Raw genomic sequence first — 25880 nt, 5'->3', positions numbered from 1 at the left:
TCAGCACCGTCGCCGATGGTCGGCTCAGCTCACCGTGCCTGACGTGGGGGTCCGCCAGTTGAGTGTCGTTGTCGCCGTATAGCGACAAGTGGTAATGTCGTCATATGGCGACAGTTGCGGTTTCTCGAGCGGAGGATCTCGGCCCTGCCTTGCGCGAGGCGAGAATTGTCGAGGACATGACTCAGCAGGCCCTGGCCTCGATTGCCGGTGTCGGTCGCCAATGGCTCAATGCATTCGAGGCGGGGCAGAAGCCCTCCGCCCCGCTGGATATGGTCATGCGCGTGATCGCCGCCCTCGGTGTATCCGTGAAACTCTCCCGTCGACCGGACCTGGTCTGGCCCCCCGGCGATGATGAACCCATCGATCTCGACTCCATCGTCGACGGCACACAGCGATGACGGGCTCGGACGATCATGTCCTCTACGTGGTGATGAACGGCCGCGTGATCGGTGATATCCAGCGTTCCAGTCGACGCAGGATGAGGCTCCGTTACGCGGATCATCCGTCCGGTCGATTCACTCCCTTGTCTGTGTCGATGCAAGGCCCCACTGGCCGCTATCGGGAGAGCGTCCTGGCGCCTTGGTTGGAAGGCCTGCTTCCGGACCGCCCGGAAACCTTGCGCCAGTGGCGTCGTCGATTCGGCATCGCCGACGACAACAGTTCCTTCTCGCTACTGCGGCACGTCGGCGAGGATGTCGCAGGCGCCGCCCAGTTCGTCCGACCCGACCGACTCGACTTCATCCAAGAACGGCAGGGCGAACTCGCCGAGCTGGGATCGAGCCAGATCGCGGAAATGCTGCGCCGAGCGAAGGCCGACCTCCCGATATCGGGCACTGACGACTCGTCCGGCAAGTTCTCCCTCGCCGGTGCCCAGGCGAAGATCGCCCTGCATCGCACCGATGACGGCTGGAGCGACCCGGTCGGTGCCATCCCGTCGACGCACATCATCAAACCCCCGATTCCCGCGATGCTCGACCAAGATCTGGCCGAGGCGGTCACGCTACGTACTGCGGCCGCCCTCGGACTGCGCACCGCGTCTTGTGTCATCGAGGAGTTCGATGACGAGCGCGGCATCGTGGTCGCCCGCTACGACCGGATCCGGCGCAACGACCAGTGGCAGCGCGTCCATCAGGAGGACATGTGCCAAGCGATGGCGATCTGGCCGACTCGCAAGTATCAAAGTCAGGGTGGACCCGGTGCCGAGATGATTGCCGACCTCATCAGAGCCAGCAGCCACCGTCCGGAGGAGGACAACCGCCGTTTCGCCCAGGCACTCGTCTTCAACTGGCTCATCTGTGGCACGGACGCGCACGCGCGAAACTATTCGCTGTTGCTCAGCGGTGAATCGGTCCGACTCGCACCGCTTTACGACCTGAACTCCCATCTCGCGTTTTCCGATGGCTCGGGCAACGATCTGTCCATGAGCGTGAACCAGACGTACCGTGCCGAACAGATCGCGATGACCGACTGGGCTCGATTCGCGCCCGCTGTCCACGTCGAGCCCGACTGGCTGCGCGAGGAGATCGACCGCCAGTCCAACGGGTTGATGGATGCGATGACCGATGCGACCCAGTGCGACGACATCGCCCGCTACAACAGCCCGACCATCACCCGACTCCTCGAAAATGCTGAGCGGTGGATCGGCAGGCTGTCGAGACCGCGACGTCAGCGCTGATTCAGCGCGGTGCGAATCCGATGAGCTGGTCGCTCCCAGCCTTGTCGCTGGTGGCGATCAGGATGATGCCGGGCGCGGCGATGATCTGGGAGGATTTGGTGGGAGCGGTGGGCACAGGGGTCGATCGCCCGGTGAGGTCGTCGCGTCGCCACGTGTGCAATCGCTCGGGGCCGACGGCGACGAACTCATCGGCCAGTAGCGCCGAGTTCGACGAATTCACGTCCAGCGGTATGGAATCAGGGAGGACGCGTGGCTGCGTCGGGATTCGGCCCTCGGACAGGGTGACACCAGTCGACCACGAGTAGCTGGCGACAGTGTCGGTGCTCGGATCGGCGGCGATCACCTGCCCGGTATCCGCTGTGGTGGCGGCCGTGCTGAGTTGTGCTGGGGACGTGATGATCAGGCGATCGAGCGGTTCGGTGCGGTAGGGCCAGTCGATCGATACGACGTCGCTGTTCACCGAAAGTCTTGGTTCGCGATCGGGTTCGGGGTTGGGAAGGTCGCGTTGCGCGATCTGTGCCCCGGTGGCCGGATCGAAGGCGTGGATCGTGGTCCACGCCGACTGGTCCCTGTGGCACACCAGTACTTGATAGACCGCGCGGGAGGTGATCGCGATCTTCGAGACTTCCTTGCGGCACATCTCGGGTACCGGCGGGACCGTCCACAGCAGTCGCCCCGTACGAGCGTCGTACCGTCGGAAATTTCCGTACTTGTGGCTGGCGTAGTCGTTGTCGGCCCAGGCCAGCATGGGTGCGGTGGTCGAATCGAACCGTTTCGCCGCGCGAACCCCGTCTCTGACGTCGTCGACGAATTCGGAGTCGGTCCACAGCTTTCGGCCGGTGGTGGCATCGAACGCGATCAACCCCAGGCTGGCCCAATCGGTAACGACAACGTTCTCGGAGGGGATGGACAGCAACTCTGTGTAACTGTGGTGGACGCTGTCCTCGGTGGCGCCCGGGCGTAGGTAGTGCCAGCGCGGAGCACCTGTGGCTCCGTCGTAGGCGGTGATCCCGGTTGCGGTGCCGACGATGAAGCCGGGCCCGCCGACGACGACCCGGTTCTCCTCGGGTAGGTCGATGCGAAATCGCTCCTGCCCGAGGCGATTCGGAATCGGCGCAGCGACTACCGAAGTGGCGGGGCGATGTTCGAAGAACCGGTTGTCATTGCCGAACCAGGCGGCCACGCCGGCGGTGAGCGCGCAGACCAGCAGCGCGATCAACGCGGGAACCGCGAAACCGCGAGTTTTCAGCGTGAATTGTGGTGCGACGCTGAGGGGGTAGCTGACGATCAGAATGCCGAGGCAGACGAGGATCCAGGCGGCGACGGCTGTCGGTAGTCGAGGAAACGCCGCGTACTGGTCGGCGATGAGCTTCGTCGTGGACGGTATGTGAAGTTGCAGAGTGCGCACGACTGCGACGGCCAACACCAGATAGATCGCGACGCCGGGATTGCCGAATCCTGCGCGCTGAAGGCGGCGAGCCCACGTCAGCGCAACAGCGACAACAAGTAGGGCCATGACACCGACCACGATCGCCGACATCCCGAGCGCGTCAGGTAGGGCGGCCAGCCCATCGTCCTGCGGAGCGACGGGGTTCGGTGCGGCGATGAATCGGCTGTAGATTCCGAGCCCGACTCCGCCGAGGAGAACAGCTGTCCCCGTGATCGCGGCGACGTTCGCCACCCGCGAATAGTCCGGCAGGCGTGGCAAAGATGTGTTCATCGACCCTCCCCAGCGATGGTGCGATCACCGTCGCGGTGCTGAGGATAGCGGGTGGGTCAGTCGGTGACGTAGCCGTTGAGGCTGTTGCGGAGGTCGGTGAGGATGGCTCGGGCGGCGGTGAGACCTGTTGTGTGCCAGATCTTGTCGTCGACGGCGAAGACGCGTTTGTCGGTGGCGGCGCCGAGTTCTTCGAACTGGTCCGAGCGCAGGACCTTCTTGCCGTGGTCCTCGCCTTCGGGGCCCGCGAACATCACGTAGATGACGTCGCCTTCGGCCTTGGTGGCCAGGTCGGACTCGGTGATGTCGGAGGAGGGGCCGCGCTGGGCGGTGGGGCGCTGGACGCCGACGTCGGAAAGGACCTGGGCGGCAAAGGTTTCGGTGCCTTGGATCTGGATCGTGTCGGGGGTGAAGCGCAGGACCGAGGCCTGGGATTGGCCTGCGTTCAGGGCGGGGCCGAGGTCGTGGGCTTCGGTGAGATAGGACTGCATCGCGGTTTCGGCGGCGTCGTTGCGGTTCATGCCAGCGGAGTAGGCGGCGAAATCGGACTGCCAGCTGCCGCCCGCGCCGATCAGGACGGTGGGGGCGATCTTGCTCAGTGCGTCGTAATCGCCTGCGGCAGGGGCGATGTCGCCGAGGATGAGGTCGGGCTTCAGTTCGGCGATGCGCGCGGGATCGGGCTGACCGATCGGGCCGACGCTGGGCACCTTCACGACGCCGTAGCCCAGGTACATCGGCTGCGTGCGGTCGCCGTCGAGGGTGACAGCGCCCGCGACCCGTTCCCACAGGCCGAGCGCGCAGGCCGCGTCGAGGGCGGAGGTGGTGAGCACGACGATGCGCTGCGGGTCGGCGGGCACCTGGGTGACACCGGCGGTGTGGGTGACGGTGCGGGTCGCGCCCGATCCCGCATCGGGCGCGCTCGGCAACGGGCAGGCGGTCGCGGTATCGCGATCGGCACCGACCACACCCGCACCCGCGATATTGGTGGTGGTGCGGATGATCGTGCTCGCGTCGTCGTGCTTGTCCGCGCAACCCGCCGCGAAAGCCGCCGTGCACAGCAGAGCCACGGCAGCAGTCGTGCGACGGAATCGGGTGCGTACTCGGGCGCTCACCGGCATGCGGACGAGGGTACTGCGTCGAATACGGACCGGGACGGGGGCCCCGAGCACCGCCGACCGAGCACCACGGGCGGCCTCGATCATCCGTCCGCCCACGGCACCGGTCCGCGTGATGACCTACTTCGTGTTGCCGCCGATGCTGAAATGCGCACCGGTCGGGTCGATCAGACCGGCCAGGCGACCGTACGGAGTGTCGATCGGGTCGAAGGCGATGGTGCCGCCGAGAGCGACGGCCTGTTCGGCGGACTTGTCGACGTCGTCGGCGCCGAAATAGACCGTCCACGAGCCGGGCACGCCTTCGGCGAGGTGGGTTCCGGCGTCCAGGATGCCGCCGCCCATGGGTGGGGTCGCGTGGATGGTCGTGTACCGGAAGTCGTCGGTGTCGGCGATGGTGAGGGTGTCGCGCCAGTCGAAGACCTCGCGGTAGAAGACCAGTGAGTCGTCGTAGGCGCGGGTCGTCAGCTCGAACCAGGACGGGACGCCGACGTGGTCGGACCAGTTGCCGCCGGCGACCAGACCCACCGATTCGAAGCCCGCGAAGGTGTCGGCCTGCCAGACGCCGACGCCGATCCCGCCCACATCGGCGAGCACCGCCATCGCGCCGAGATCGCCGACGGCCATCGGCTCGACGATCACATTGCCACCCGCCGCGCTCGCCTTCGCCGTGGTCGCGAGGGCGTCGGGGGAGCTGAGGTAGACGGTCCAGCGGTCGGGATACGGGTCGCCGGGATCGTCGTGCCGACCCATCGCGCCCGCCACCGCGCGCCCGTCCTTGCGCAAGGTGGTGTAGCCGCCGAATTCCTCGCCGCCGCGCTCGGCGGTCCAGCCGAACAGTTCGCCGTAGAAGGCGATCGCGCGGTCGAGATCGGTGGTGTAGAGGTCGACCCAGGTGGGATCACCGGGCTTCGGGGTGAATGACATGACTCTCCTCCGCTGTTGGTGTGGCGCGACAGAGACGGTGACACGGGGGCATCCCGTCATCGATCATGACGCGCCGAGCGTCGAAAAGTCATCGCCGACAACCATTGCACCCACGCGACCTGCGGAGGAAGATCGGGAACGCGAACTACGGCGCGCCGAATACGACACAGAGTAGGACCCGCGCGGAATGCTGCGGCAGCACGGTTTACGATTCACTCCAACGCATGTCTGCTGCTGTTCGTTCCCGAAGACGCGGCCGGCCCTGCGAGTGACGTACAGGCATCTTCAGGAGGATCAGTGACTGCGGTAGAGCCCAGGCCAGTCCCTCAGTTGGAAGCGACTCGACCGTATCCGGCTCGGACCGGGCCCAAGGGTTCGTTCCTCTACAAGGCGGTCACCACCACCGACCCCAAGGTGCTCGGCACCATGTACCTGGTGACGGCGATCAGCTTCTTCATGGTCGGTGGCCTCATGGCCCTGCTCATGCGTGGCGAGCTCGCACGTCCGGGTCTGCAGTTCCTCTCGCCCGAACAGTTCAACCAGCTGTTCACCATGCACGGCACGATCATGCTGCTGTTCTATGCCACGGCGATCGTGTTCGGCTTCGCCAACATCATCCTGCCGCTGCAGATCGGCGCACCCGACGTCGCCTTCCCGCGACTGAACGCGTTCAGCTACTGGCTGTACCTGTTCGGTGGCTCGATGGCGACCGCGGGCTTCGTGACCCCCGGCGGTGCCGCGGACTTCGGTTGGACGGCGTATGTGCCGCTGACCGACATCCTGCACTCGCCCGGCGTTGGCACCGACCTGTGGATCCTGGGTCTGGCCGTCTCCGGTCTCGGCACCATCCTCGGTGGCGTCAACATGCTCACCACCGTGGTCTGCCTGCGCGCACCCGGTATGACCATGTTCCGCATGCCGATCTTCACCTGGAACATCGCGGTCACCTCGGTCCTGGTGCTGCTGGCGTTCCCGCTGCTCACCGCGGCGCTGTTCGGTCTGGCCTACGACCGCCACCTGGGTGGTCACATCTACGACCCGGCCACCGGCGGCATCCTGCTCTACCAGCACCTGTTCTGGTTCTTCGGCCACCCCGAGGTCTACATCATCGCGCTGCCGTTCTTCGGCATCGTGTCCGAGATCTTCCCGGTGTTCAGCCGTAAGCCGATCTTCGGTTACACCACGCTGGTCTACGCGACGCTGGGTATCGCGGCGCTGTCGATCGCGGTGTGGGCGCACCACATGTACGCCACCGGCGCGGTGCTGCTGCCGTACTTCTCCTTCATGACGTTCCTCATCGCGGTTCCGACCGGTGTGAAGTTCTTCAACTGGATCGGCACCATGTGGAAGGGGCAGTTGACCTTCGAGACACCGATGTTGTGGTCGATCGGCTTCCTTGTCACGTTCCTCTTCGGTGGTCTGTCGGGTGTCATCCTGGCCTCGCCGCCGCTGGACTTCCACGTGACCGACTCGTACTTCGTCGTCGCGCACTTCCACTACGTGCTCTTCGGCACCATCGTGTTCGCGACCTTCGCCGGCATCTACTTCTGGTTCCCGAAGATCACCGGCCGCATGATGGACGAGCGCCTGGGCAAGTGGCACTTCTGGACCACCTTCGTCGGCTTCCACACCACCTTCCTCGTCCAGCACTGGCTGGGCGCCGAGGGCATGCCGCGTCGCTACGCCGACTACCTGCCGTCGGACGGTTTCACCACGCTGAACACGATCTCCACCATCGGTGCGTTCATCCTCGGCTCGTCGATGCTGCCGTTCATCTGGAACGTCTTCAAGAGCTACCGCTACGGCGAGGTCGTCACGGTCGACGATCCGTGGGGTTACGGCAACTCGCTCGAGTGGGCCACCACCTGCCCGCCGCCGCGTCACAACTTCTACGAGCTGCCGCGTATCCGCTCGGAGCGCCCGGCGTTCGAGTTGCACTACCCGCACATGGTCGAGCGCATGAAGGCCGAAGCGCACGTGGGCTGGGGCTCGGGCAAGCACAACGCGCACGCGTCCGAGGGCGCGCTCGCGAAGAAGTAAGACACCACCGAACGACAGGGTGTGCACCTGCTGACAGACCAGCAGGTGCACACTCTTTTTGTGGGTATTCGAACGGAGCAGATCGACTTGGCTGACACCACAGTTCTCGTGACCGTCACCGGACCGGACCGACCCGGCGTCACGTCAGTGCTGCTGGCGGCGCTGTCGCGGCACGCGGTGAGCCTGCTCGATGTGGAGCAGGTCGTGATCAGGGGCAGGCTCACCCTCGGTGTGCTGGTGTCGTGCCCCAACGACGCCGAGGCGTTGCAGGACGAGCTCGAAGAGGCGATGAACACCGTCGGCATGCAGGTCGACGTGTCGGTCGATGCGCAGATCGGCAAGCCGCCGATGTCGACGCACGCCGTCGTGGTGCTCGGTGCCCCCGTCACCGCACGGGCGTTCAGCGCGATCTCGCGCGAACTCGCCTCCCTCGGCGCCAACATCGACTCGATCCGCGGCATCGCCGACTACCCCGTGGTCGGCATGGAACTGATGGTCACCGCCACTGATACGACCCCCGAGGGGGATGCGCTGCTGCGCACCGCGCTCGCCGAGGTGGCGGTCGCCGAACAGGTCGACACCGCTGTCGAACGAGCTGGTCTGGCACGCCGTGCCAAGCGGCTCATCGTGTTCGACGTCGACTCCACCCTGATCACCGGCGAGGTGATCGAGATGCTGGCCGCGCACGCCGGCGTCGAGGACCAGGTCCGCGAGGTCACCGAGGCGGCGATGCGCGGCGAGCTCGACTTCGCCGAATCGCTGCGTCAGCGCGTGGCCACCCTCGAAGGACTCGACGAGTCGGTGATCGAGGAGGTCGCCGACCGGATCGAACTCACCCCTGGCGCGCGCACCACGATCCGCACCCTGCGCAGGCTCGGCTTCCGGTGCGGTGTGGTCTCCGGTGGGTTCCGGCAGGTGATCGAGCCGCTCGCACACGAGCTCGAACTCGATTTCGTGCAGGCCAACACCCTCGAGATCATCGACGGCAAACTCACCGGACGGGTCGTCGGCGAGATCGTCGACCGGGCGTTCAAGGCGACCGCGCTGCGCAAGTTCGCGGCCGAAGCGGGCGTGCCGATGGAGCAGACCGTGGCGGTCGGCGACGGCGCCAACGACATCGACATGCTCAACGCCGCCGGGCTCGGCGTGGCATTCAATGCCAAGCCGGCGCTGCGCGAGGTGGCCGACACGGCGCTGTCGCATCCGTACCTGGACGCGGTCCTGTTCATCCTCGGCGTCACTCGCGACGAGGTGGAAGCGGCCGACGCCCGCGACGGTGGCGTGCGCCGGGTTCCGCTGCTCGGCCGATAGTCACCCCGCCGGTCGATCCAGAGCCCACCTTCGTGGTGGACCGACCGGCGGGACAGAGCTACCGCGGCGGGGTGCCCCGCAGGTAAGGCGGTGTGCTGGAAGGCTTTTCGTGGTAGACGAACTTCCGTCGCAGCGGGTGGTAGTCGCTGTCGGCGGCGAAGAAGTTCTCGCGCATGTGGGCCATCTCCTCGGCGCGGTAGCGCGACAGCGGTTTCGTGGTCTCGTCGGTGGCCAGCCTGCGCTTCTTCTCGACGAGTCGGGTCGTCAACTCGGGGTCCTTCGCGAGCAGGCCCGCGTCGCGGCACACCCGCGCGCGGAACCCGTCGGGATCGCCCGCGATCACCCGATCGACCAGGCCGAGCGCCGCGGCCGAGCGGGCACCGAGCGGGAGCGGTTGCGAGGTGAGCCGGGCCGCCGTCGCCGCGCCGACGCGACGGGGCAGCGAATAGGTCCAGTACTCCGAACCGTAGAGCCCCATCAGCGTGTAGTGCGGGTTGAGCACCACCGCTTCCCGGCACCACACCTCGTCGGCCGCCAGCGCGAGCATGACGCCACCCGCGGCGGCATTGCCCGCCAGCGCGGCGATCACGAACGTGTCGGTGGTGGTGAGGATCGCCTCGACGAGGTCGTTCATCGCGGTGATGTTGCGCAGCGATTCCTGCGCCGGATCGGCGGCCGCCTCGATGACGTCGAGGTGGATGCCGTTGGAGAAGAAGTCGCGTGGCGAGCCGAGCACCAGCACGCTCACCGAGCGGGCGCACGCGTCGCGGTAGGCGGCCAGTAGTTGTTCGCACTGTTCGGTGCTCATGGCGCCGCCGGCGAAACTGAACTCCAGATACCCGACACCGTCGCGTTCGCGGTAGCGCACCTGCGACCAGGTGTCGCGCGTGGCTGCCTCGACGGGGGTGGTCGGCTGCTCCGGCACGTCGGTCAGGTTCTCGCGCAACACTTCCGCCGCCGCGCGCTTGACACCGCGTGGCCCGCCGGTGGTGCGACGGGCGCGCAGGTGTGTGAGCCAGACGGCGCCGTCGACGGTGGCGCGGCAGATCGCGCCTTCGCGGGTGGCGATCACCTCGCCCGGTTCGCCGCGCAGTCGGTCCTCGTTGTGGCCGCCGTGCAGGAAGTACTCCCGGTCGAACAGTTCGTCGAGCACGCCCGGCTGGGAATCCGCGGCGCGCAGGGTACGCAGGATGTCGGCGGTGGTGTCGGTGGACCAGTCGATCCGTCGCCGGTCCTGGGAGTGATAGGGCCGCAGGCTCCCGCGCACGCCCGCGCGCCGGTAGTCGAGGGGCTCTGGTTCGTAGCTGCCACCGGCGAACCGCTCGACCGCGAGCAGCACGGCCTCGACGGCGGCGTCGGAGACCTCGTTGCGATACAGCTCGCTCTTGCCGCAGGAGGTCACCGGGAACGGGACCGACGCCCAGATCGGGCCCGCGTCCATTTCCGCCACCGCTTGGAGCACGGTCACACCCCATTGGCGGGCTCCCGTGCTGATCGCCCAGTCGAGCGAGGACGGTCCTCGGTCGCCTTTGGGCCCTGGATGCACGATCAGGACCGTGTGGGCGGTCCAGATATCGCCTGGGATCGCGGTGGTGAGCATCGGCGCGATGATCAGGTCCGGCTCGAACCGCGCCACCCCCGCGCGGATCGTGTCGTCGCCCAGCGCGAGTTCGACACCGAGGTCGTGGCCGCGTGACCGAAGTTCGGCGTGCACTCGTTGGGACAGGCTGTTGAATGCGCTGGCAATCAAGAGAATGCGCATGGTCTCCCCTTTTCGATCGTGGAAAAGGAATATGAACCGGTCGGTATCCGCGGTTCGATTTCCGCTTACGACGGTATCCGAAATGGGCATCCGATTGGCGGAATTTACAGCAAGCGGGCTCGACGTAAGAATGTGTTTCCGCAGTTCAGCGGTGTGTGGGTAATTTCTTCTAGATCATAAATAACAAACAGGTTGCGGATCTAGAGGTTCATGAATCGAATTGAGACAAAATAACGACTGGTCCGAAAGTGTCGTTCGATATGAATTCGATCTACCCGCATCGGCCCGAATGCTGCTACTTATCGGCATACGCGCATCGCGAGTTATTGATCATGCAATTGCGAAGTGAAGATCGCGCGGTGTTGACTTGTCGACGTCGGTCGTCGCCGCACCGGCTCGATTAGGCTGATTCGTTGATGAGCGACGAAGCAGTGAGCACCGAACAGAGCACCGACGACCGGGTCGCCTTCGCCGACCAGCACGCCGAACTCGCGCGCGGCTACGGTGGCGCGGGCGATCCCGACGACCCGGCGATGGTGCAGGCCATGCAGATGGTGCTGCACATTCCGAAGGCCGAGCCCCCCGCGCGCAGTGCGCTGTTGGCGGCGGCTGCCGCGGCGGCGGTCGCGGTGTGCCTCGACCCGCGTTCGGGACCGGAGGGGGAGTGGGAGTCGCGGTACCTGGCGTGGAAGCGGTCGCGGATCAGGAAGGTGGCGCGACGGGCGCGAGGTGCGCAGTGGGTGGCGGCGCAGGAGGTCGACGGGGTGACCGTCGACCTCGACGGTGCGCAGGCGCGCGCGTTCGTTCCCGGACCGGTCGGGGAGATCGATCAGCGCATCCGCAAGCTCCAGATCGGCGGTACCGATCTCGAACACGATGAACCAGGACCGGTGGATGCCACGTTGCCAGTGTTGTGGGTGAACGCGGCATTGGAGATGTCGGTCGGCAAGGCGGCCGCGCAGGTCGGGCACGCGAGCATGCTGCTTGCCGGTGCGCTGCCGCTGGACGTGGTCCTCGCATGGGCCGAGCGCGGATTCCGGTGCGCGGTGCGCGATGCCGACCAGCGGCAGTGGGCGGAGTTGGTGGCCGAGGTGGGCGCCGGTCGTGCGGTGGCGGTGCGCGATGCCGGCTTCACCGAGGTCGCGCCCGGTTCGATGACGGTGATCGGGGTGCCCGCGCGGGACTGACCTGCTCGACACGTGCTGTCGAATTCGGCGGATCGGTTGTGGTTTTCACGACTCGCCGTGATTTCTCCGTGTGGGGTCGTCCCGCACGGGTATACGTATTCCGACAGCCGTGTGCATCGAGGTGCAGGGAGGTTCCGCGATGATGACGACGATTGTGGTGATCCTGATCGTCTGGGTCGTGCTGTCGGTGCCCGTCTCCTTCGTCGCTGCGCGGATGTTGCGCAGCGAACACCGCAACACGGGTGACCCGTCGACGACCGGGGCCGATGAATTCCATCCGGGCCGGTCGCTGCGCTGAGCGCTCGCGTGGGCCAAGATGGAGCGCGTGTCGCAACCCGATCCCGATCTGCTCATCGACTTTTCCGACGTGACCATCCGCCGCTCGGGCCGAACCCTGGTCGGCCCTGTCTCTTGGCAAGTAGAGCTCGACGAACGCTGGGTGGTGCTCGGCCCGAACGGCGCTGGCAAGACCTCGCTGCTCAGAATGGCCGCCGCCGAACTCCATCCGACCTCAGGTAGCGCGAATCTGTTGGGGGAGACGCTCGGTCGCGTCGACGTCAACGAACTACGACCGCGCATCGGGTTGTCCTCGGCGGCGGTGGCCAGCCGGATCCCGGTGGACGAGAAGGTCAGTGACCTGGTGGTCTCGGCCGGGTACGCGGTGCTCGGCCGCTGGCGCGAACGCTACGAGGACATCGACACCGAACGCGCCGTCGACATGCTCGAAACCCTTGGCGCCGAACATCTTTCCGACCGCACCTACGGCACCCTGTCCGAAGGTGAACGCAAGCGGGTGCTGATCGCGCGCGCCCTGATGACCGACCCGGAACTGCTGCTGCTCGACGAACCGGCCGCGGGGCTCGACCTCGGCGGGCGCGAGGAACTGGTCGAGCGGCTCGGCGATCTCGCCGCCGACCCGGACGCGCCCGCGATGGTGTTGGTGACCCACCACGTCGAGGAGATTCCGCCGGGGTTCACCCATGCGCTGCTGCTCAAGGAGGGTGAAGTCGTCGGTCAGGGACTACTGGGCGATGTGCTCACCGCCGAGAATCTGAGCAATGCGTTCAGTCAGCAGATTGCCTTGGACCGGATCGATGGGCGGTGGTTCGCGCGACGGGCTCGTCGTTCGGGCGGGCATCGTCGCCGGAACTGAGGGGTGCTTCGCTGAGCGCGCGCGGGTTCCGGTCGCACCGATTCGCGTCCGCGCACGGCCTTGCGAGGGCTGCGATGGTGGTGAAGGCCCAGCTGACCTGGCAGGCGTCGGTCGAGTCGGGGATCTCGACGCACCGTCGACCAAGCGGGCGTTAGGGTGCTGAAAGGTCGGCTGTGCTCGCGAGCGACAGCCGGGCGCCGGGCAGTGGGTTCGGCGGTGAGAGGAACGGTATGAGTGAGTCGGGGGTCCGGGCACGGGACGCGTCGACGGTGATGCTGGTGCGTGACGGTGCGGCGGGTATCGAGGTGTTCCTGCAGCGCCGGGTCAGCGGGATGGCGTTCGCGGCGGGGATGACGGTGTTCCCCGGCGGCGGTGTCGACGCCGCCGACGGGACGGCCGATATCGCCTGGACCGGCCCCGAACCGGCCTGGTGGGCAGAGCGTTTCGGCACCGACGAACAGACCGCGCAGGCACTCGTCGCCGCTGCCGTGCGGGAGACCTTCGAGGAATGCGGCGTGCTGCTGGCCGGACCGACCGCGGACTCCGTCGTCGACGACTCCGCGCGTTATCGCGAGGCGCGCGGCAAGCTCGAGCGCCGCGACCTCTCCCTTGCCGAGTTCCTCACGGCCGAGAACCTGGTCCTGCGCGCCGACCTGCTTCGCCCGTGGTCGAACTGGATCACCCCCGAGGCCGAGCCCCGTCGCTACGACACCCGCTTCTTCGTCGCGGTGCTCCCGCAGGGCCAGATCGCCGACGGCGCCACCTCCGAGGCCGCGCAGGTGGTCTGGCGGACACCGCAGGACGCCCTGGCGAGCTGGCGCACCGGCGAGCACGTGCTGATGCCGCCGACATGGTCGCAGCTCGACGCGCTGTGCGGGTTCGCTGATACGTCCGCGGTGTTGGCCGCCGACCGTGCCATCGCGCCGATCATGCCGAAGTACTCGCCGGGCACCGACGGCCGGCCGCTCTCGGACTTCCCCGACAACGAACGGTATTTCGACGAGCTACCGCGACAGGGCGGTTTCGGCGGCCGGTAGGTTGCACCCATGGCCGAATTCGTGACCCTCGAGCTGCCCGCCGAGCCGACCACCCGTGGCGTCGCGCTGCTGCGCATCGATCGTCCGCCGCTGAACCTCGTCGACGCCCAGCTGGCCCGTGAGGTGGCGACCGCCGCGGACACGGTGGCCGACCACCCCGGCGTCTCGGCATTGATCGTCTACGGCGACGAGCGGGTGTTCAGCGCGGGCGACGAGATGAAGGAGCTGGCCGAACTCGACGCCGGCCAGGCCGCCGCCATGGCCGCCGATCTGCAGGCCGCGCTCGGCTGCCTCACCCGGGTGCCGCAGCCGACCGTCGCCGCGATCACCGGATACTGCCTCGGCGCGGGCCTGGAACTCGCCCTCGGCGCCGATCACCGGATAGTCGGCGACAACGTGAAACTCGGCCTCCCACAGATCAAAGCGGGCCTCATCCCGCTCTCCGGCATCCGCAGGCTCTCGCTGCTGATCGGCGGGAGCCGCGCCAAGGACCTCGTCTACACCGGTCGTTTCGTCGATGCGAAGGAAGCCGCGAAGATCGGCCTGGTCGACGAGGTCGTCGCCCCCGACGACGTCCTCACCGCCGCCCGCGCCTGGGCCGCCCAGTTCATCACTGCCGCCCCCCGCGCCCTCGCCGCCGCCAAGGCGGTCTTCGAATCCGGCCCGCACGGCCACGCCACCGCCGTCACCGAATGGTCGGCCCTGTTCGACACCGACGACGCCCGCACCGGCACCCGCACCTTCGCCGCCGAGGGGCCGAACGCCGCCACGTTCACCGGGCAGTAGCGGTCCGACCAGAACCGGCGTTTACTTCGTCGTCCCCGGAGCAGCGTGCTCGCGCGCACACATTAGGCTGACGGGTATGACGGTCCATCCCGACGACCCGGCGCCGAACCCCCACGCCACCGCGGCCCAGGTCGAAGCAGCGCGCAAAGACACCAAACTCGCCCAGGTCCTGTACCACGACTGGGAAGCGGAGACCTACGACGACAAGTGGTCGATCTCCTACGACGAGCGCTGTATCGCCTATGCCCGCGGCCGGTTCGACCTCGCCGTCGGCCCGGCTCCGCTGCCGTACGAGCGTGCGCTCGAGCTCGGCTGTGGCACGGGATTCTTCCTGCTCAACCTGATGCAGGGCGGTGTCGCCAAGTCCGGTTCGGTCACCGACCTCTCGCCCGGCATGGTGAAGGTCGCGCTGCGCAACGCCGAGCACCTGGGCCTGGATGTCGACGGTCGCGTCGCCGATGCCGAGACCATCCCCTACGACGACGACACCTTCGATCTGGTCTGCGGCCACGCCGTGCTGCACCACATCCCCGACGTGGAACTGGCCCTCAAGGAGTGCCTGCGCGTGCTCAAGCCGGGCGGACGTTTCGTCTTCGCCGGTGAGCCCACCACCATCGGCAACATCTACGCCCGCCGCCTCGGCCAGGCCACCTGGAAGGTGACCACCGAGATCACCAAGCTGCCGTTCCTGTCCGGTTGGCGTCGCCCGCAGACCGAGCTGGACGAGTCCTCCCGCGCCGCCGCCCTCGAGGCCGTCGTCGACCTGCACACCTTCGACCCGAGCGATCTCGAGAAGATGGCGAAGTCGGCCGGTGCCGTGGACGTGAAGGCCACCACCGAGGAACTCGCCGCCGCCCTGTGGGGCTGGCCGGTGCGCACCTTCGAGGCCGCCGTCCCCGACGAGAAGCTGACCATGCCGTACCGCATGGCCCAGTACCGCGCGTGGCTGGGCTTGAGCTGGCTCGACGAGAACGTGCTGCGCAAGGTCGTGCCGCGCGAGTTCTTCTATAACGCGATGATCACCGGCGTGAAGCCGGGCGCGGCGCAGAAGTAGGTGGGCTACCGCTTCGGCCGCGACGACGTCGCCTATCTCGCGAGCGCGGCAGGCCGTGCCGCGCTCGCCGAGGTCGACCGGCTGGAGCTGACCCCCGCGACGCACCTGCGCGATATCGAGCAGGTGCGTCGCTCGCACGGTGAACTGGCGCCCGCGCTGATCGAGACCGTGCGATTGCGTCGCAAGGCCGTGGTGAAGCTACCCACGGCGGGGGAGTGGTTGTTCACCGACGACGCGCTGCAGCAGGCCACACCGGCGCTGGTCGCCCGGCATCGGGCAGCCAGGTTGGCCGGTCGCGCGGTGCACGACGTGACCTGTTCGATCGGTGCTGAGCTCGCTGAGTTGGCCGAGGTCTGTCCGGCCGTGATCGGGAGCGATCTGGACGACGTGCGCTTGGCGATGGCCGCCCACAACCTCGCCACCGTTCCCCCGTCAGCGACCGGCGACATCGAGTTTGTTCAGGCGAGCGACAACGGTGCGTTCGTTGCCGCCGAACCCACCGCCGGGCGCGATGCGTTCGACCGCCTGCGAGTCGGCCACCGAAACATCGTGCTGGCCAAGGCCGATGCCCTCACCCCGACCACCCGCGACACCGTGATCATCGCCGATCCCGCGCGCCGAGCAGCCGGCCGCCGCACCTACGACCCCGCGAAACTCCAACCCCCACTTCCGGATCTGCTCGCCGCCTACGCGGGCCGCGACATCGCCGTGAAATCTGCCCCCGGCCTGGATTTCGACCGTCTCGCCTGGGACGGCGAAGTCGAAATCGTCTCCCTCGACGGCGCCGTCCGCGAAGCCTGCCTCTGGTCCCCCGGCCTCACCACCCCCGCCGTCACCCGCCGCGCCACCGTTCTCGACTCCCGAGGCACCACAACAACTCTCACCGACGCCGCCCCCGACGACATCCCCGACCTCCCCCCGGGAGACTGGATCATCGACCCCGACGGAGCCGTAGTCCGAGCAGGCCTGGTCCGCCACTACGCCGCCAAACACGGCCTTTGGCAACTGGATCCCCGCATCGCCTACCTCACCGGCAACATCGTCCCCGCCGGCACCCGCGGCTTCCACATCGAAGACCGCTTCGAACTTCGAGAGAAAACCCTGCGCCAGGAACTCACCCGACGCGACTGCGGTGCGCTCGAGATTCTCATCCGCGGCGTCGACATTGACCCCGACGCACTACGCAAAAAACTCAAGCTACGCGGCACCCGCCCCTACAGCTTGGTCATCACCCGAATCGGCCGAACCGCAACAGTTTTCCTGTGTACCGCCCACGCGGCACAACCGACGATCCACTGACTGTTGCTGCGGTGTCAGAACGCCAGTTCTGTCCAGGGAATGTCGATCGGGAAAGGATGCGCGGTCTGCACGCCGGGGTGTTCATCGGCGAGCCATTCACCGGTCAGGATGTAGTTCGCCTTCCGCAACGGCGTAACCCCTTGGGGGAGATGGACTTCGTCGGTCGAGAGGGCGTAGGCGCGGACAACGGCGACGCGGCGCGGGTTCGGTGCGAGTTCGGCTTCCCAGTACCAGGGGATGCCACCTTCGGCGTAGCGGCGCTTCTTCGCTTCGATCGCTTTGGGTGTGTTCGCGGGGGACAGGACTTCGCCGGCGAGCAGTACATCATCAGCGTGGACCCAGTCGAATTCGTCGCGTAGGCAGCGGAAGATCATGAAATCCGGCGTGAGAAAGCTGGACCTGTCCGGCCGGAAGAAGACGTTCGTCTCCAGATCGACCTGCCAACAGACATCGGGATCGGCGGCCATGTGCGCGCGGGCCCGCCGCTCCAGCGCATTGGTGAATCGGCGACTGTACCGCTGGTGCTCAGCCGGCCCGTGCCGCAACATCACCTCGTCGGCGATCCACACCGGCACGCCGTCGCGGAGCTCGATCCGTTCGGCGATCTCCGCGGGCAACTGCTCGAGCTCGTCCCACGTCATGGTCGCGGGAAGCTCTGGGCGCTGAACACGCGGCGTCGACATGATCCAATGCTAGCCAGCCGAGCTGACAGAAAAGGTGTGCGATGACGGAATCGGAATTTCCCAGGGGGATCGGCAAGGTGGCCACCCGCGAGCTGACCTCGCACGGTTACACCACCTATTCCCACCTGACCGAGGTCAGTGCGAAGCAACTGCTGGCCATCCACGGCATCGGGCCCAAATCCATCCGCATCCTCGGCGAGGAGCTGGCGGCGCGTGGCCTCGCCTTTGCCGACTGAGCCGACGCCCTAACCTTCCATCTTCTTCACGACCCGCTGCACTGTGAGCCAGGTGCGGGTGGTGATGTCCTTGCCGTAGGTCTTTTCCAGGCTCGCCATGAAGTCGGGGGTTTTGCCGGAGCTGTTGTCTATGACGGTGAGGAAGGCGCGGGCCCTGCGGTCGTAGCCGATGACTCGGATGAGGGGGTCGTTGTCGAAGGCCTTGGTGTCGGCTTCGCGCATCGTCTTCTTGAAGAAGGTGACGGTGAGGTAGGAGCCGCGTTCGTGGGGGAGGCCTTCGAAGGGGTCGCGGTCGAGGAGGGCGCGCAGTTCGGGGTGGCTGCGGATGATGGTGCCGCCGGGGATGCCGAGTTCGGTGTTGAGTGCCTGCTGGATGCGGGCTTCCAGGTCGGCGGGGTCGTCGGCTGTGCGGAAGACGACGTTGCCGCTACTGAGTACCGAGGCGACCTTCTCGAAGCCGAGCCCCTCGAACACCCCGCGCAGTTTCTCGTTGCGCATGTTCGGGTTGGACGGCATGATCCCGCGCAGCAGCGCCGCATAGCTCTCCACGCTGCCGACCGTACCGACCGCCACCGACAGAAACCATCGTCGGCGGCAGCCGTGTCAGGACTTGGCGGCGGCGTTCTTCTTCCGCTCGATATCGGCCAGTGCCGCCATGTACGCCGCACGCTCCTCGGCGCTCGCATCCCAGGCGACCTTGCGGTTCTTCACGACCTTGGCAGGCGCGCCGACCGCGATGCTGTAGTCGGGTACATCCCCACGTACCACCGCGTGCGCGCCGAGCACGCACCCACGGCCCACCCTGGTGTCGCGGAGCACGGTCACCTTGGCGGCGATCCAGGTGTCGGGACCGATGCGGACCGGGCTCTTCACGATGCCCTGGTCCTTGATGGGCATGTTGATGTCGTCCATGCGGTGGTCGAAGTCGCAGATATAGCACCAGTCGGCGACCAGCGTGGACTCGCCGATCTCGATGTCGAGGTAGGTGTTGACGACGTTGTCCTTGCCGAACACCACCTTGTCGCCGATGCGCAGCGAGCCCTCGTGGCAGCGCAGGGCGTTGCCGTCGCCGATGTGGACCCAGCGTCCGATTTCCATGCGGGCGAATTCCGGGGTCGCGTGGATCTCCACATTGCGGCCGAGGAAGACCATTCCGCGCAGCACGATATGCGGGTTGGCCAGGCGGAACTTGGCCAAACGGTAGTAACGCACCAGGTACCAGGGGGTGTAGGCGCGGTTGGCGAGCACCCAGCGCAGCGAATCCCCGGTCAGGAATCGGGCCTGCTGCGGATCGCGGCGGCGTGAACCACGCCAGCGCGCGCTCAACGGCGCGCCCCACATGCTCGTCACGAACTAGTCTCCCGTCATGATCCGCCGGGCCAGCCCCGAGGATTCGGTCATCGGGTACACAGAGTACTTTCGCAAGGCACACTTACCGTGCCATACCCCGACTAAACAGGGAGATCAGCAGGTGCGAACTCGGACTCGCGTCGTCGCCTCGCTCGCTGCCGCCGGTGTGGTGGCGCTGGCCGGGTGCGGCACGGATGTGGACGACATCACCGTCGGGGCCGGAAAAGGTTGGCCCGCAACGCATCACGGCGGCACCAATGCGAGCAACAGCCCGGTGACGGGTGCGGACTCGGTGTCGTTGAGCTGGTCACGTCCGGTGGGTGGACCGATCGCCCAGCCGTTGACGATCGGCGCCGAAGGCCAGATGTTCGTCACCACCAGCACCGGCAACTGTGCGATCTTCTCGTTCCAGATGCTCACCGGCCGCAAACGCTTCTGCAACCCGCTCGGACCGTCGACGATCGACGCGCCGACCGTGATCGACGGGGTCACCAATGTCTACGTCGGTGACGACGGCGCGGTGAACTCCTTCAACTACCTCGGTCAGCCGCGCTGGCGCACGCCCGTTGCGGGTGTGCCGGTGGCGATCCAGTTCACCGGTGACGGCAATGTGCTGACGGTGACCCAGTCCGGCCAGGTCGACGTGCTCAGCCGCCAGACCGGTGGTCGTGAGGTGCCGACGGTGCAGTTGCTCGGCGAACCCGATTTCCTGCAGTACCCCGGCCTCACCCGCCCCGCTTCCGGTGACGGACTCGACGACTGCCAGGTCGGCGGGCCGCGCTGCGCCGTCGCCAATACCACCGCCGTCGACCCGTCGACCGGTCGTTTCTTCGTCACCGTCTGGGAGCCGGGCAAGCCCGCCGCCGCATTGCGCGCGATGCGCTACGCCGACGGCACCGTGACCCAGGAGTGGAACGCCGAGATCCTCACCGGCGGCAGCGCGACCAGCCCCGCCCTCTCCGCGGACGGCGACACCGTCTACATCGGCGACAACAGCAAGCGCCTGATCGCCCTGAATGCCGCCGACGGTGCTACCCGCTGGGTTCAGCCCCTGTCCTGGGCGCCCCGTGGCGGCATCTCCGTCTCCGGTGACCTGATCATCCCCGCGGGCGATGACGGTTACCTGACCGCCCTGCGTGACAGTAATGACAAGGCCGAAATCGTCTGGGAGCGAAAGGATCTCGCGCTCCGTGGCGCCCCTGCGCAAACCGCGGGCGATATCGGCTACACCGTTGCCGCGATCGGCGCCGGCCTCAACCTCATCACCTTCGACACGACCAACGGCAACACCATCGACTCCGATCCGCTGCCCGCCGCCACGGGAACCACCACGGGCACCTCGATCGGCCCCGAAGGTGAAGTCGTCGTCGCCACTCGCCTCGGCGAGATCTTCGCCTTCACGCCGGACGTCTGACGGGCGACAGCGCTCCTCGGACGGACTGACCTACGGGGTCGCGACAGCGCCGGATGGCCGCAGTGGAGGGTGGCGTCAGTACGGGTTGGCGCGGTCCAGCCAGTGTGCGTTGACTTCCGTCGCGTGCCGGCTGGGGAACGAGATGCGCGTCGGGTCGCCGTCGGCGGTGTAGCGCTGGTCGGGGTTGGCGGCGAGCCAGTCGAGCCAATGGGCCGAATCGAACGGGACCGCACCCCGGCCGGATCGGATGCGTGGCACTGCGCCGGGGTCGACCTTCCCGTACGGGCTGGGGGCCGGGTTGGAGCCCACCAGCATCACGGCGTCGAAGCGGTAGGACGTGCCGTCCCAGCTGCCCGCCGAGGCCAGCGTTTTGTCGCGGGGGTAGACGCCGAGCGGTAATGCCATGGTGCGCACGGTGATTCCGGCCGTGGTGACCGCGCGGATGTTCTGTACCAGTTCGCGTTGCACGCCGTCGGCGTCCAGGCTCGCGAGATTCGCGTGATCGGCTGTGTGCGCGCCGATTTCGTGACCGTTCGCCACCAGCCACGGTAGTGCGCGCGGGTCGCCGCCGAAGGGGTCGTTGTTGACGTAGAAGGTGGCCACCGGTCGGAAGTCCGGGTAGCGGGTGTCGAACTCGGCGAGAATGCCCGCAGCGCTGTCCGGTGCCACCGCGCCGGAATCGGTGAAGCTGAGTTGGCTGCGGGTGGAATCGTCGAAGGTGAGGACGACCGGGTGGGTACCTGCGGGTACATCCAGGTCGCCCGAAATGTATTGCGCGGCAGTCACCGGACGGTAGCCCTCGCGGTACAGCCGTTCCAGTTCGTCCCGGAATTCCTGTGGGGTCTGGTCGTATTCGCCTGCCGGGTCAGCTGCGATCTGGTGATACATCAGGACCGGGACGAATCCGAGTTCGTTGGCGGCGATCTCGGCCGGGTTCGGCAGTGCCGGTTTCGTTGTCGTCGCGGCGGGTGGTTCGGGCGGAGCAGGTGGGGATGTTGCCGTGCAGGCGGTGAGCGTTGCCGCGACCAAGAGCGCAGGGACGAGCCGGATCATCGAGTTCGAGCAGCCCGCCATCGGGCCAATATAACGCGCCCGCAAAGGTTTTCTCTTGATCTTGTCGATAACCGGCGACCGTGCGGGAACTGCGGGATAGTGGGCCCGACAACGGTAGTGGAAGTTGGTGTGGACGAGGTGAAGCTTTACGGGTCCGATAGGCGCGACTCGGCCGATGACGACCATCTCCGGGCGTTGGTTTTGCGGCTCCTGTCGGTCGATCGACGGCGATGGGTGGCAATCGCCGCCGGTGCCGTACTCGCAGTGGTGATGGCGGCGCTGTTGGCCGGATTCGCGCTGGGTAGATCCGCCGAGGTGGCTGCGGTGGACACCGTGCCGCTGACACTGCGGGTGACACCGCCTGAACCGGCCCGTTCGTATCGTGCGCCGATTGTGGTGCGGGGCAACGCTGTCGACGCGGTACGAGTCTCGATCGGCCCGACGACGGTATCCACCGGCCCGGACGGGGCCTTCGAGATCTCGGTGCCGTGGGCGCCCGCCGTCGAGGTCGTCGCGGTGGATGCCGCGGGCAATCAGAGCAGCAGCATCGTCGTCGCGGGAGTCGACCTGCCGCGGATGCGGGCCGTGCACGTCACCGCCCATGCTTGGTCACATGAAGGCTTGCGTGAAGCCGTTCTCGATCTCGCTCGCGAAGGTCGCATCGATACCGTGCAGCTCGATATCAAAGACGAGGACGGCGTCGTCGGCTACGACTCGCAGGTACCTCTCGCACGCGAATCCGGCGCGGCCACCGCAATTTACGATGCCAGCGCGGCCCTCGGACAGTTGCACGACATGGGTCTGCAGGTCGTCGGCCGTATCGTCGCGTTCCGCGATCCGACACTCGCCGACTGGGCCTGGCACAACGGTCGTCCCGACTGGGTTGTCCAAAACCCTTCCGGCCAGCCCTATTCCAGCCACTACGGCCCGATCGCCTTCACCAACTTCGCCAATCCACAAGTGCGGCAATACAACATCGATCTCGCGGTAGAAGCCGCACAGCTCGGCTTCGACGGCGTCATGTTCGACTACGTCCGCCGCCCCGACGGCAGCCTGACCAGCATGAATTTCGCCGGCCTCACCGGCACCCCCACCGAGGCGGTCGCGGCGTTCCTCGCCCAGAGCCGCTACCCGATTCACCAAGCAGGCGCACACGTGAGCGCCGCGGTCTACGGCATCGCCTCCACCCGCCCCGACGAAATCGCCCAGAACATCCCCCTGATGTCGCGCAGCGTCGACTTCGTAGCGCCGATGATCTACCCATCCCATTGGGGCCCAGGCGAATACGGCGTAGCCAACCCCAACGCCCAGCCCTACGACATCATCTTCCGCTCCCTACAGGACTTCGTGACGGCCACCGCGGGCACCGGCGCGAAAGTAGCCCCCTGGCTCCAGGACTTCAGCCTCGGCGTCACCTACGGCGACGCCGAACTCCGAGCCCAGATAGACGCCACCCGAGACGCGGGCATCGACAGCTTCTTCCTCTGGAACGCCGCCACCCGCTACCACGGCGGCGGCCTCCAACCTGCCTGACGCCCGTTGCCCACCTGCGGTCGTGGACACTAACTCGGTGTTTCGCCCACACCGCACCGCGCGATCTCGTGCTCCGGCACCCGGTCGATGCGATACGTTGCGTATTCCAGCGATCGTGAGATGTTGCGCAGGAACAGGTCAGCGGTGAGCGGGGCGCGGGTGGCGGCCAGCAGATCCCGCGTCCCGGGGCAACTCAGTGCGGTGCGGATCCGGGCCACCCAGCCTTCGTCGATGAACAGTGGCAGCAGCGGATGTTGGGCTGCCATACCCGCGTCGACGACAGCCCAGTCGGTGTCGAGGTTCTTGTCATGACCGATGCGGGCATCGGGAAACCGGAACGTGTGTGCGGCAAGCGGATACGCCAAACCCATCGGATCGACGACGCGGACCGACAGCGGCGTGTTCATGCCGATCATGCCGAGATTCATGAAGTACACGGTGTGCCCGGCGGCGCCGTCGGGACCGGTTGTCGGCGGCGGGACGACCTGCCAGGTCCACGTCGGCGAGTTGATCAGCAGTCCGCCGTTCGGGTTTCGCGCGATCTCGCTGATCATGGCCCGTATTCGCGGGTAGTCCAGGTAGTCCTCTGCGCGAATGGGGTGTTCGTGCCCGGTGGTCTGGATGTAGTAGAGCCGCTCGTCGGCAATGCCGGTGGGGGTGATCTTGTTGCTGGAGTCGATCGCGGTGACGTCGGCCGCGCACAGCGCCCAGCCGATGGTCACGGCGAAAGTGGCGGGCAGGATCAACTGCGGAATTTTCGAAACAACCGGTACAGCAACGGTTTTCAGTGGAAGGACCATCACCGGCAGTAACAGGCAGAAAAGCGGTGGCAGCAACATGCGGCCGTGCATGAAGTCGCCGCCGACACGGGTTTCGTAGATGGTGAGCAGGATGCCGCTGCCGAGCATGAGAGCGACCACTGCGGCAGGAGATCTCAGCCAACTGCGCAACTCGTGAAGACGTTCGCGCAGAGTGGGTTTCGTACCACAGGTGGTCGCGCTGTTTCGTGGCCACATGACCGTTGCTGCGATACCCAGCGCCATGAGCGGCACCCACAGCCAGTACGGGCCGACCAGATTCCACAGGTACACGAACCCCTGGTGCCATTTCGCACCACCCGCGTCTTTGGCGACCGCCGTATTCGGGTACGGCAGACCGTAATAGCCCATCCGCCAGATCTGGTACGCGACCGGAACACAACCCGCACTCACGACGATCAACACGCGATGGACCCACTGCCGACGTCCAGGATGAGGAGCGCAACAGAGCATCAGCAAGGCTGGCGCCCCGACCAGCGACATCTCCGGCCGGATCAGCGGCGCCAGACCCGCGACGAAAGACAGCACGAAAAGTGTTGTGGGGCGCACTGTCTCGGAACGGCCCCAATGGATCAGTAGCCACCACAGCACTGCCAGCCAGCAGATGACAAGGCTCGACTCCAACCCCGAGGTGGCGTAGTCGCGAGCCGGCGGAACGGCGATGTAGACGATCGCCCCGGCCGGAAGCAGCAACCGGGCACCGCTGCCCTCCCAGAGTCGCGCCGTGCCCGCCATCGCGAACACGACGGCCCCGACCGACAGGATCAGCGCGATGCCGAGCGCCACATATTCCAGCCGTGCCTGCGTCAGCCAGCCGAGAAACCACAGCAGATACGTCCACGCCGTACTGGTGTTCACCTCCACGCGTTCACCGACATTGAAGACCGGACCATTGCCCGCCAACAGGTTGCGCACCGTCCGCAACACGGTCAACCCATCGTCGGCGATCCAACGCCGCTCCCACCCCCCGACGGCGAAAAGCGAAGCGGTGAACAGAATTCCACTGACAAGCACCGCACGCGACAGTCCCCACGATGCCCGTACGCCCCCATTACCCACTGGCGAACCGTAGCGCGCGATCAGGCAAGCGTCTGCCCGCAATCATGGGGTCATCACGAGCGCCGACGCGGCCCTGGCGTCGCGGACCACTCGGCTGTTTTCCTTCGAGCTGACCTCGGCTGGTTTCGGAGCCGCCGGCACCCACTCGCGCAGCGGTTGCACCACCCCGCTGTAGAAGGAGCCGGTGGCCGTGGTGACGTTGGCCGGAGAATCCGGACTACCGCCGACGATGTCAGGCTTTTCCGGAGCGCTGGAACGCGGCCTGGCGGGTTGTGTCCAATGCCGTGCCGATGACGGTCCAGGAGTTACCCTCCGCGTGCGCATCCCGTACCGCATCCCGCAGTTCTGCCTCGGTTTCGGCGACCTTCTTCCGTGCGGCGATGATGCGGCGGAAGTGAGTTGCGTCGGTTGCGTGAGTGGTGGCCGGATCCAGCTGGTCGAGGCCGGTGTCGTCGTGACGGGGCGCAGCATCCGCCTTCGGCGAACGGGGGGCAGGGGTAGGCCGACCAGCCACCCGTCGTGGGGTGCGCTTGGCCGTGGTCTTCTTCTTGGTCGTCGGCATCGCAATCACCTCAGGTAGTCGTGGAACTTTCGTCTCAGCTGGTCTGCGTGGATGATCCGGTTCGGAACTCCGGCCGGAACAGCCACGAGTTCGAGTAGGCGCCCCGCCAGAT

The 25880-nt window shown here is 66.7% G+C and carries 24 protein-coding genes; 14 read left to right on the top strand and 10 right to left on the bottom strand.

What is annotated here, in order from left to right; translation table 11 throughout:
• Positions 1 to 104: 104 nt before the first annotated feature.
• Together ACFWUP_RS12320 and ACFWUP_RS12315 are read left to right on the top strand one after the other, a co-directional pair.
• A complete protein-coding gene (locus tag ACFWUP_RS12320; protein WP_379233522.1) occupies positions 105 to 398 on the top strand; it encodes a helix-turn-helix domain-containing protein in 294 nt (97 codons plus the stop codon).
• Positions 395 to 1675 (top strand): type II toxin-antitoxin system HipA family toxin, encoded by a 1281-nt coding sequence (locus tag ACFWUP_RS12315; protein ID WP_379233520.1) that lies wholly within the window; start codon positions 395 to 397, stop codon positions 1673 to 1675. The genes ACFWUP_RS12320 and ACFWUP_RS12315 overlap by 4 nt, the downstream gene beginning before the upstream one ends.
• 1 nt (position 1676) lies before the next feature.
• On the opposite strand, the gene ACFWUP_RS12310 is transcribed toward ACFWUP_RS12315, so the two are convergent.
• From ACFWUP_RS12310 to ACFWUP_RS12300, 3 genes are all read right to left on the bottom strand, one after another.
• A complete protein-coding gene (locus ACFWUP_RS12310) occupies positions 1677 to 3395 on the bottom strand; it encodes a PQQ-binding-like beta-propeller repeat protein (RefSeq protein ID WP_379233518.1) in 1719 nt (572 codons plus the stop codon).
• Positions 3396 to 3451: 56 nt separating this feature from the next.
• On the bottom strand, positions 3452 to 4510 hold the full coding sequence (locus ACFWUP_RS12305) for an ABC transporter substrate-binding protein (RefSeq protein WP_379233516.1): 1059 nt from the start codon (positions 4508 to 4510) through the stop codon (positions 3452 to 3454).
• 117 nt (positions 4511 to 4627) lie between these two features.
• Positions 4628 to 5431: a VOC family protein gene (locus ACFWUP_RS12300; protein WP_379233514.1), complete on the bottom strand. Its 804-nt coding sequence runs from the start codon at positions 5429 to 5431 to the stop codon at positions 4628 to 4630.
• Positions 5432 to 5728: 297 nt separating this feature from the next.
• Here ACFWUP_RS12300 and ctaD point away from each other — a divergent pair, with 297 nt between their 5' ends.
• Together ctaD and serB are read left to right on the top strand one after the other, a co-directional pair.
• Positions 5729 to 7471 carry a cytochrome c oxidase subunit I gene (gene ctaD, locus ACFWUP_RS12295; protein ID WP_379233512.1) on the top strand — a complete coding sequence of 581 codons (1743 nt, stop codon included), beginning with the start codon at positions 5729 to 5731 and terminating at the stop codon, positions 7469 to 7471.
• A gap of 81 nt (positions 7472 to 7552) precedes the next feature.
• Positions 7553 to 8782, top strand: a complete 1230-nt coding sequence (gene serB, locus ACFWUP_RS12290) for a phosphoserine phosphatase SerB (protein WP_379233800.1) — start codon at positions 7553 to 7555, stop codon at positions 8780 to 8782.
• Between the two features lie 58 nt (positions 8783 to 8840).
• Here the strand turns inward: serB and ACFWUP_RS12285 are convergent, their stop codons facing one another.
• On the bottom strand, positions 8841 to 10544 hold the full coding sequence (locus ACFWUP_RS12285) for a hydrogenase maturation protein (RefSeq protein WP_379233510.1): 1704 nt from the start codon (positions 10542 to 10544) through the stop codon (positions 8841 to 8843).
• Positions 10545 to 10960: 416 nt separating this feature from the next.
• On the opposite strand from ACFWUP_RS12285, the gene ACFWUP_RS12280 reads away from it, so the two are divergent.
• From ACFWUP_RS12280 to ACFWUP_RS12250, 7 genes are all read left to right on the top strand, one after another.
• Positions 10961 to 11731: an aminoacyl-tRNA hydrolase gene (locus ACFWUP_RS12280; RefSeq protein ID WP_379233508.1), complete on the top strand. Its 771-nt coding sequence runs from the start codon at positions 10961 to 10963 to the stop codon at positions 11729 to 11731.
• A gap of 139 nt (positions 11732 to 11870) precedes the next feature.
• Positions 11871 to 12029 carry a hypothetical protein gene (locus tag ACFWUP_RS12275; protein ID WP_379233506.1) on the top strand — a complete coding sequence of 53 codons (159 nt, stop codon included), beginning with the start codon at positions 11871 to 11873 and terminating at the stop codon, positions 12027 to 12029.
• 18 nt (positions 12030 to 12047) lie between these two features.
• Complete coding sequence (locus tag ACFWUP_RS12270; protein WP_379233504.1) at positions 12048 to 12884, top strand: ABC transporter ATP-binding protein; 837 nt, start codon at positions 12048 to 12050, stop codon at positions 12882 to 12884.
• 230 nt (positions 12885 to 13114) lie between these two features.
• Positions 13115 to 13921 carry an NUDIX hydrolase gene (locus ACFWUP_RS12265; RefSeq protein WP_379233502.1) on the top strand — a complete coding sequence of 269 codons (807 nt, stop codon included), beginning with the start codon at positions 13115 to 13117 and terminating at the stop codon, positions 13919 to 13921.
• Positions 13922 to 13930: 9 nt separating this feature from the next.
• Positions 13931 to 14707 carry an enoyl-CoA hydratase-related protein gene (locus ACFWUP_RS12260; protein WP_379233500.1) on the top strand — a complete coding sequence of 259 codons (777 nt, stop codon included), beginning with the start codon at positions 13931 to 13933 and terminating at the stop codon, positions 14705 to 14707.
• A 76-nt stretch (positions 14708 to 14783) separates the two neighbouring features.
• Positions 14784 to 15761: a class I SAM-dependent methyltransferase gene (locus ACFWUP_RS12255; protein ID WP_379233499.1), complete on the top strand. Its 978-nt coding sequence runs from the start codon at positions 14784 to 14786 to the stop codon at positions 15759 to 15761.
• Complete coding sequence (locus ACFWUP_RS12250; RefSeq protein WP_379233497.1) at positions 15762 to 17060, top strand: class I SAM-dependent methyltransferase; 1299 nt, start codon at positions 15762 to 15764, stop codon at positions 17058 to 17060.
• A gap of 14 nt (positions 17061 to 17074) precedes the next feature.
• Here the strand turns inward: ACFWUP_RS12250 and ACFWUP_RS12245 are convergent, their stop codons facing one another.
• Complete coding sequence (locus tag ACFWUP_RS12245; RefSeq protein ID WP_379233495.1) at positions 17075 to 17743, bottom strand: Uma2 family endonuclease; 669 nt, start codon at positions 17741 to 17743, stop codon at positions 17075 to 17077.
• A gap of 41 nt (positions 17744 to 17784) precedes the next feature.
• Here ACFWUP_RS12245 and ACFWUP_RS12240 point away from each other — a divergent pair, with 41 nt between their 5' ends.
• Positions 17785 to 17979, top strand: coding sequence for a hypothetical protein (locus ACFWUP_RS12240; RefSeq protein WP_379233493.1), 195 nt, complete (start codon positions 17785 to 17787; stop codon positions 17977 to 17979).
• 9 nt (positions 17980 to 17988) lie between these two features.
• Here the strand turns inward: ACFWUP_RS12240 and ACFWUP_RS12235 are convergent, their stop codons facing one another.
• Both ACFWUP_RS12235 and ACFWUP_RS12230 read right to left on the bottom strand, forming a co-directional pair.
• On the bottom strand, positions 17989 to 18528 hold the full coding sequence (locus ACFWUP_RS12235; protein ID WP_379233491.1) for a DUF1697 domain-containing protein: 540 nt from the start codon (positions 18526 to 18528) through the stop codon (positions 17989 to 17991).
• A gap of 54 nt (positions 18529 to 18582) precedes the next feature.
• Positions 18583 to 19329: an acyltransferase gene (locus ACFWUP_RS12230; protein WP_379233489.1), complete on the bottom strand. Its 747-nt coding sequence runs from the start codon at positions 19327 to 19329 to the stop codon at positions 18583 to 18585.
• Between the two features lie 121 nt (positions 19330 to 19450).
• Between ACFWUP_RS12230 and ACFWUP_RS12225 the strand changes: the two genes are divergently transcribed.
• Positions 19451 to 20743, top strand: coding sequence for a PQQ-binding-like beta-propeller repeat protein (locus ACFWUP_RS12225; RefSeq protein ID WP_379233487.1), 1293 nt, complete (start codon positions 19451 to 19453; stop codon positions 20741 to 20743).
• Between the two features lie 75 nt (positions 20744 to 20818).
• Here ACFWUP_RS12225 and ACFWUP_RS12220 read toward each other — a convergent pair whose 3' ends face one another.
• Positions 20819 to 21817 carry a polysaccharide deacetylase family protein gene (locus ACFWUP_RS12220; RefSeq protein WP_379233485.1) on the bottom strand — a complete coding sequence of 333 codons (999 nt, stop codon included), beginning with the start codon at positions 21815 to 21817 and terminating at the stop codon, positions 20819 to 20821.
• A gap of 213 nt (positions 21818 to 22030) precedes the next feature.
• Between ACFWUP_RS12220 and ACFWUP_RS12215 the strand changes: the two genes are divergently transcribed.
• Complete coding sequence (locus ACFWUP_RS12215) at positions 22031 to 23329, top strand: putative glycoside hydrolase (protein WP_379233483.1); 1299 nt, start codon at positions 22031 to 22033, stop codon at positions 23327 to 23329.
• A gap of 29 nt (positions 23330 to 23358) precedes the next feature.
• Here the strand turns inward: ACFWUP_RS12215 and zomB are convergent, their stop codons facing one another.
• Complete coding sequence (gene zomB, locus ACFWUP_RS12210; protein ID WP_379233482.1) at positions 23359 to 25161, bottom strand: flagellar motor control protein ZomB; 1803 nt, start codon at positions 25159 to 25161, stop codon at positions 23359 to 23361.
• A gap of 277 nt (positions 25162 to 25438) precedes the next feature.
• Positions 25439 to 25768, bottom strand: a complete 330-nt coding sequence (locus ACFWUP_RS12205; RefSeq protein WP_379233480.1) for a hypothetical protein — start codon at positions 25766 to 25768, stop codon at positions 25439 to 25441.
• Positions 25769 to 25880: the final 112 nt, after the last annotated feature.

It is taken from the genome of Nocardia sp. NPDC058658 (genome assembly GCF_042716665.1).
In the GTDB taxonomy this organism is placed as follows: domain Bacteria; phylum Actinomycetota; class Actinomycetes; order Mycobacteriales; family Mycobacteriaceae; genus Nocardia.
This window is presented reverse-complemented; position numbering and strand designations above follow the sequence as displayed.

Bases quoted from the DNA above. Each gene is read 5' to 3' on its own strand.
- ACFWUP_RS12245 (WP_379233495.1), bottom strand. From the start codon at position 17,743: ATGTCGACGCCGCGTGTTCAGCGCCCAGAGCTTCCCGCGACCATGACG.
- ACFWUP_RS12240 (WP_379233493.1), top strand. From the start codon at position 17,785: ATGACGGAATCGGAATTTCCCAGGGGGATCGGCAAGGTGGCCACCCGC.
- ACFWUP_RS12315 (WP_379233520.1), top strand. From the start codon at position 395: ATGACGGGCTCGGACGATCATGTCCTCTACGTGGTGATGAACGGCCGC.
- ACFWUP_RS12305 (WP_379233516.1), bottom strand. From the start codon at position 4,510: ATGCCGGTGAGCGCCCGAGTACGCACCCGATTCCGTCGCACGACTGCT.
- ACFWUP_RS12265 (WP_379233502.1), top strand. From the start codon at position 13,115: ATGAGTGAGTCGGGGGTCCGGGCACGGGACGCGTCGACGGTGATGCTG.
- ACFWUP_RS12220 (WP_379233485.1), bottom strand. From the start codon at position 21,817: ATGGCGGGCTGCTCGAACTCGATGATCCGGCTCGTCCCTGCGCTCTTG.
- ACFWUP_RS12275 (WP_379233506.1), top strand. From the start codon at position 11,871: ATGATGACGACGATTGTGGTGATCCTGATCGTCTGGGTCGTGCTGTCG.
- ACFWUP_RS12255 (WP_379233499.1), top strand. From the start codon at position 14,784: ATGACGGTCCATCCCGACGACCCGGCGCCGAACCCCCACGCCACCGCG.
- ACFWUP_RS12320 (WP_379233522.1), top strand. From the start codon at position 105: ATGGCGACAGTTGCGGTTTCTCGAGCGGAGGATCTCGGCCCTGCCTTG.
- ACFWUP_RS12285 (WP_379233510.1), bottom strand. From the start codon at position 10,544: ATGCGCATTCTCTTGATTGCCAGCGCATTCAACAGCCTGTCCCAACGA.
- ACFWUP_RS12260 (WP_379233500.1), top strand. From the start codon at position 13,931: ATGGCCGAATTCGTGACCCTCGAGCTGCCCGCCGAGCCGACCACCCGT.
- ACFWUP_RS12270 (WP_379233504.1), top strand. From the start codon at position 12,048: ATGGAGCGCGTGTCGCAACCCGATCCCGATCTGCTCATCGACTTTTCC.
- ACFWUP_RS12300 (WP_379233514.1), bottom strand. From the start codon at position 5,431: ATGTCATTCACCCCGAAGCCCGGTGATCCCACCTGGGTCGACCTCTAC.
- ACFWUP_RS12310 (WP_379233518.1), bottom strand. From the start codon at position 3,395: ATGAACACATCTTTGCCACGCCTGCCGGACTATTCGCGGGTGGCGAAC.
- ACFWUP_RS12205 (WP_379233480.1), bottom strand. From the start codon at position 25,768: ATGCCGACGACCAAGAAGAAGACCACGGCCAAGCGCACCCCACGACGG.
- ACFWUP_RS12280 (WP_379233508.1), top strand. From the start codon at position 10,961: ATGAGCGACGAAGCAGTGAGCACCGAACAGAGCACCGACGACCGGGTC.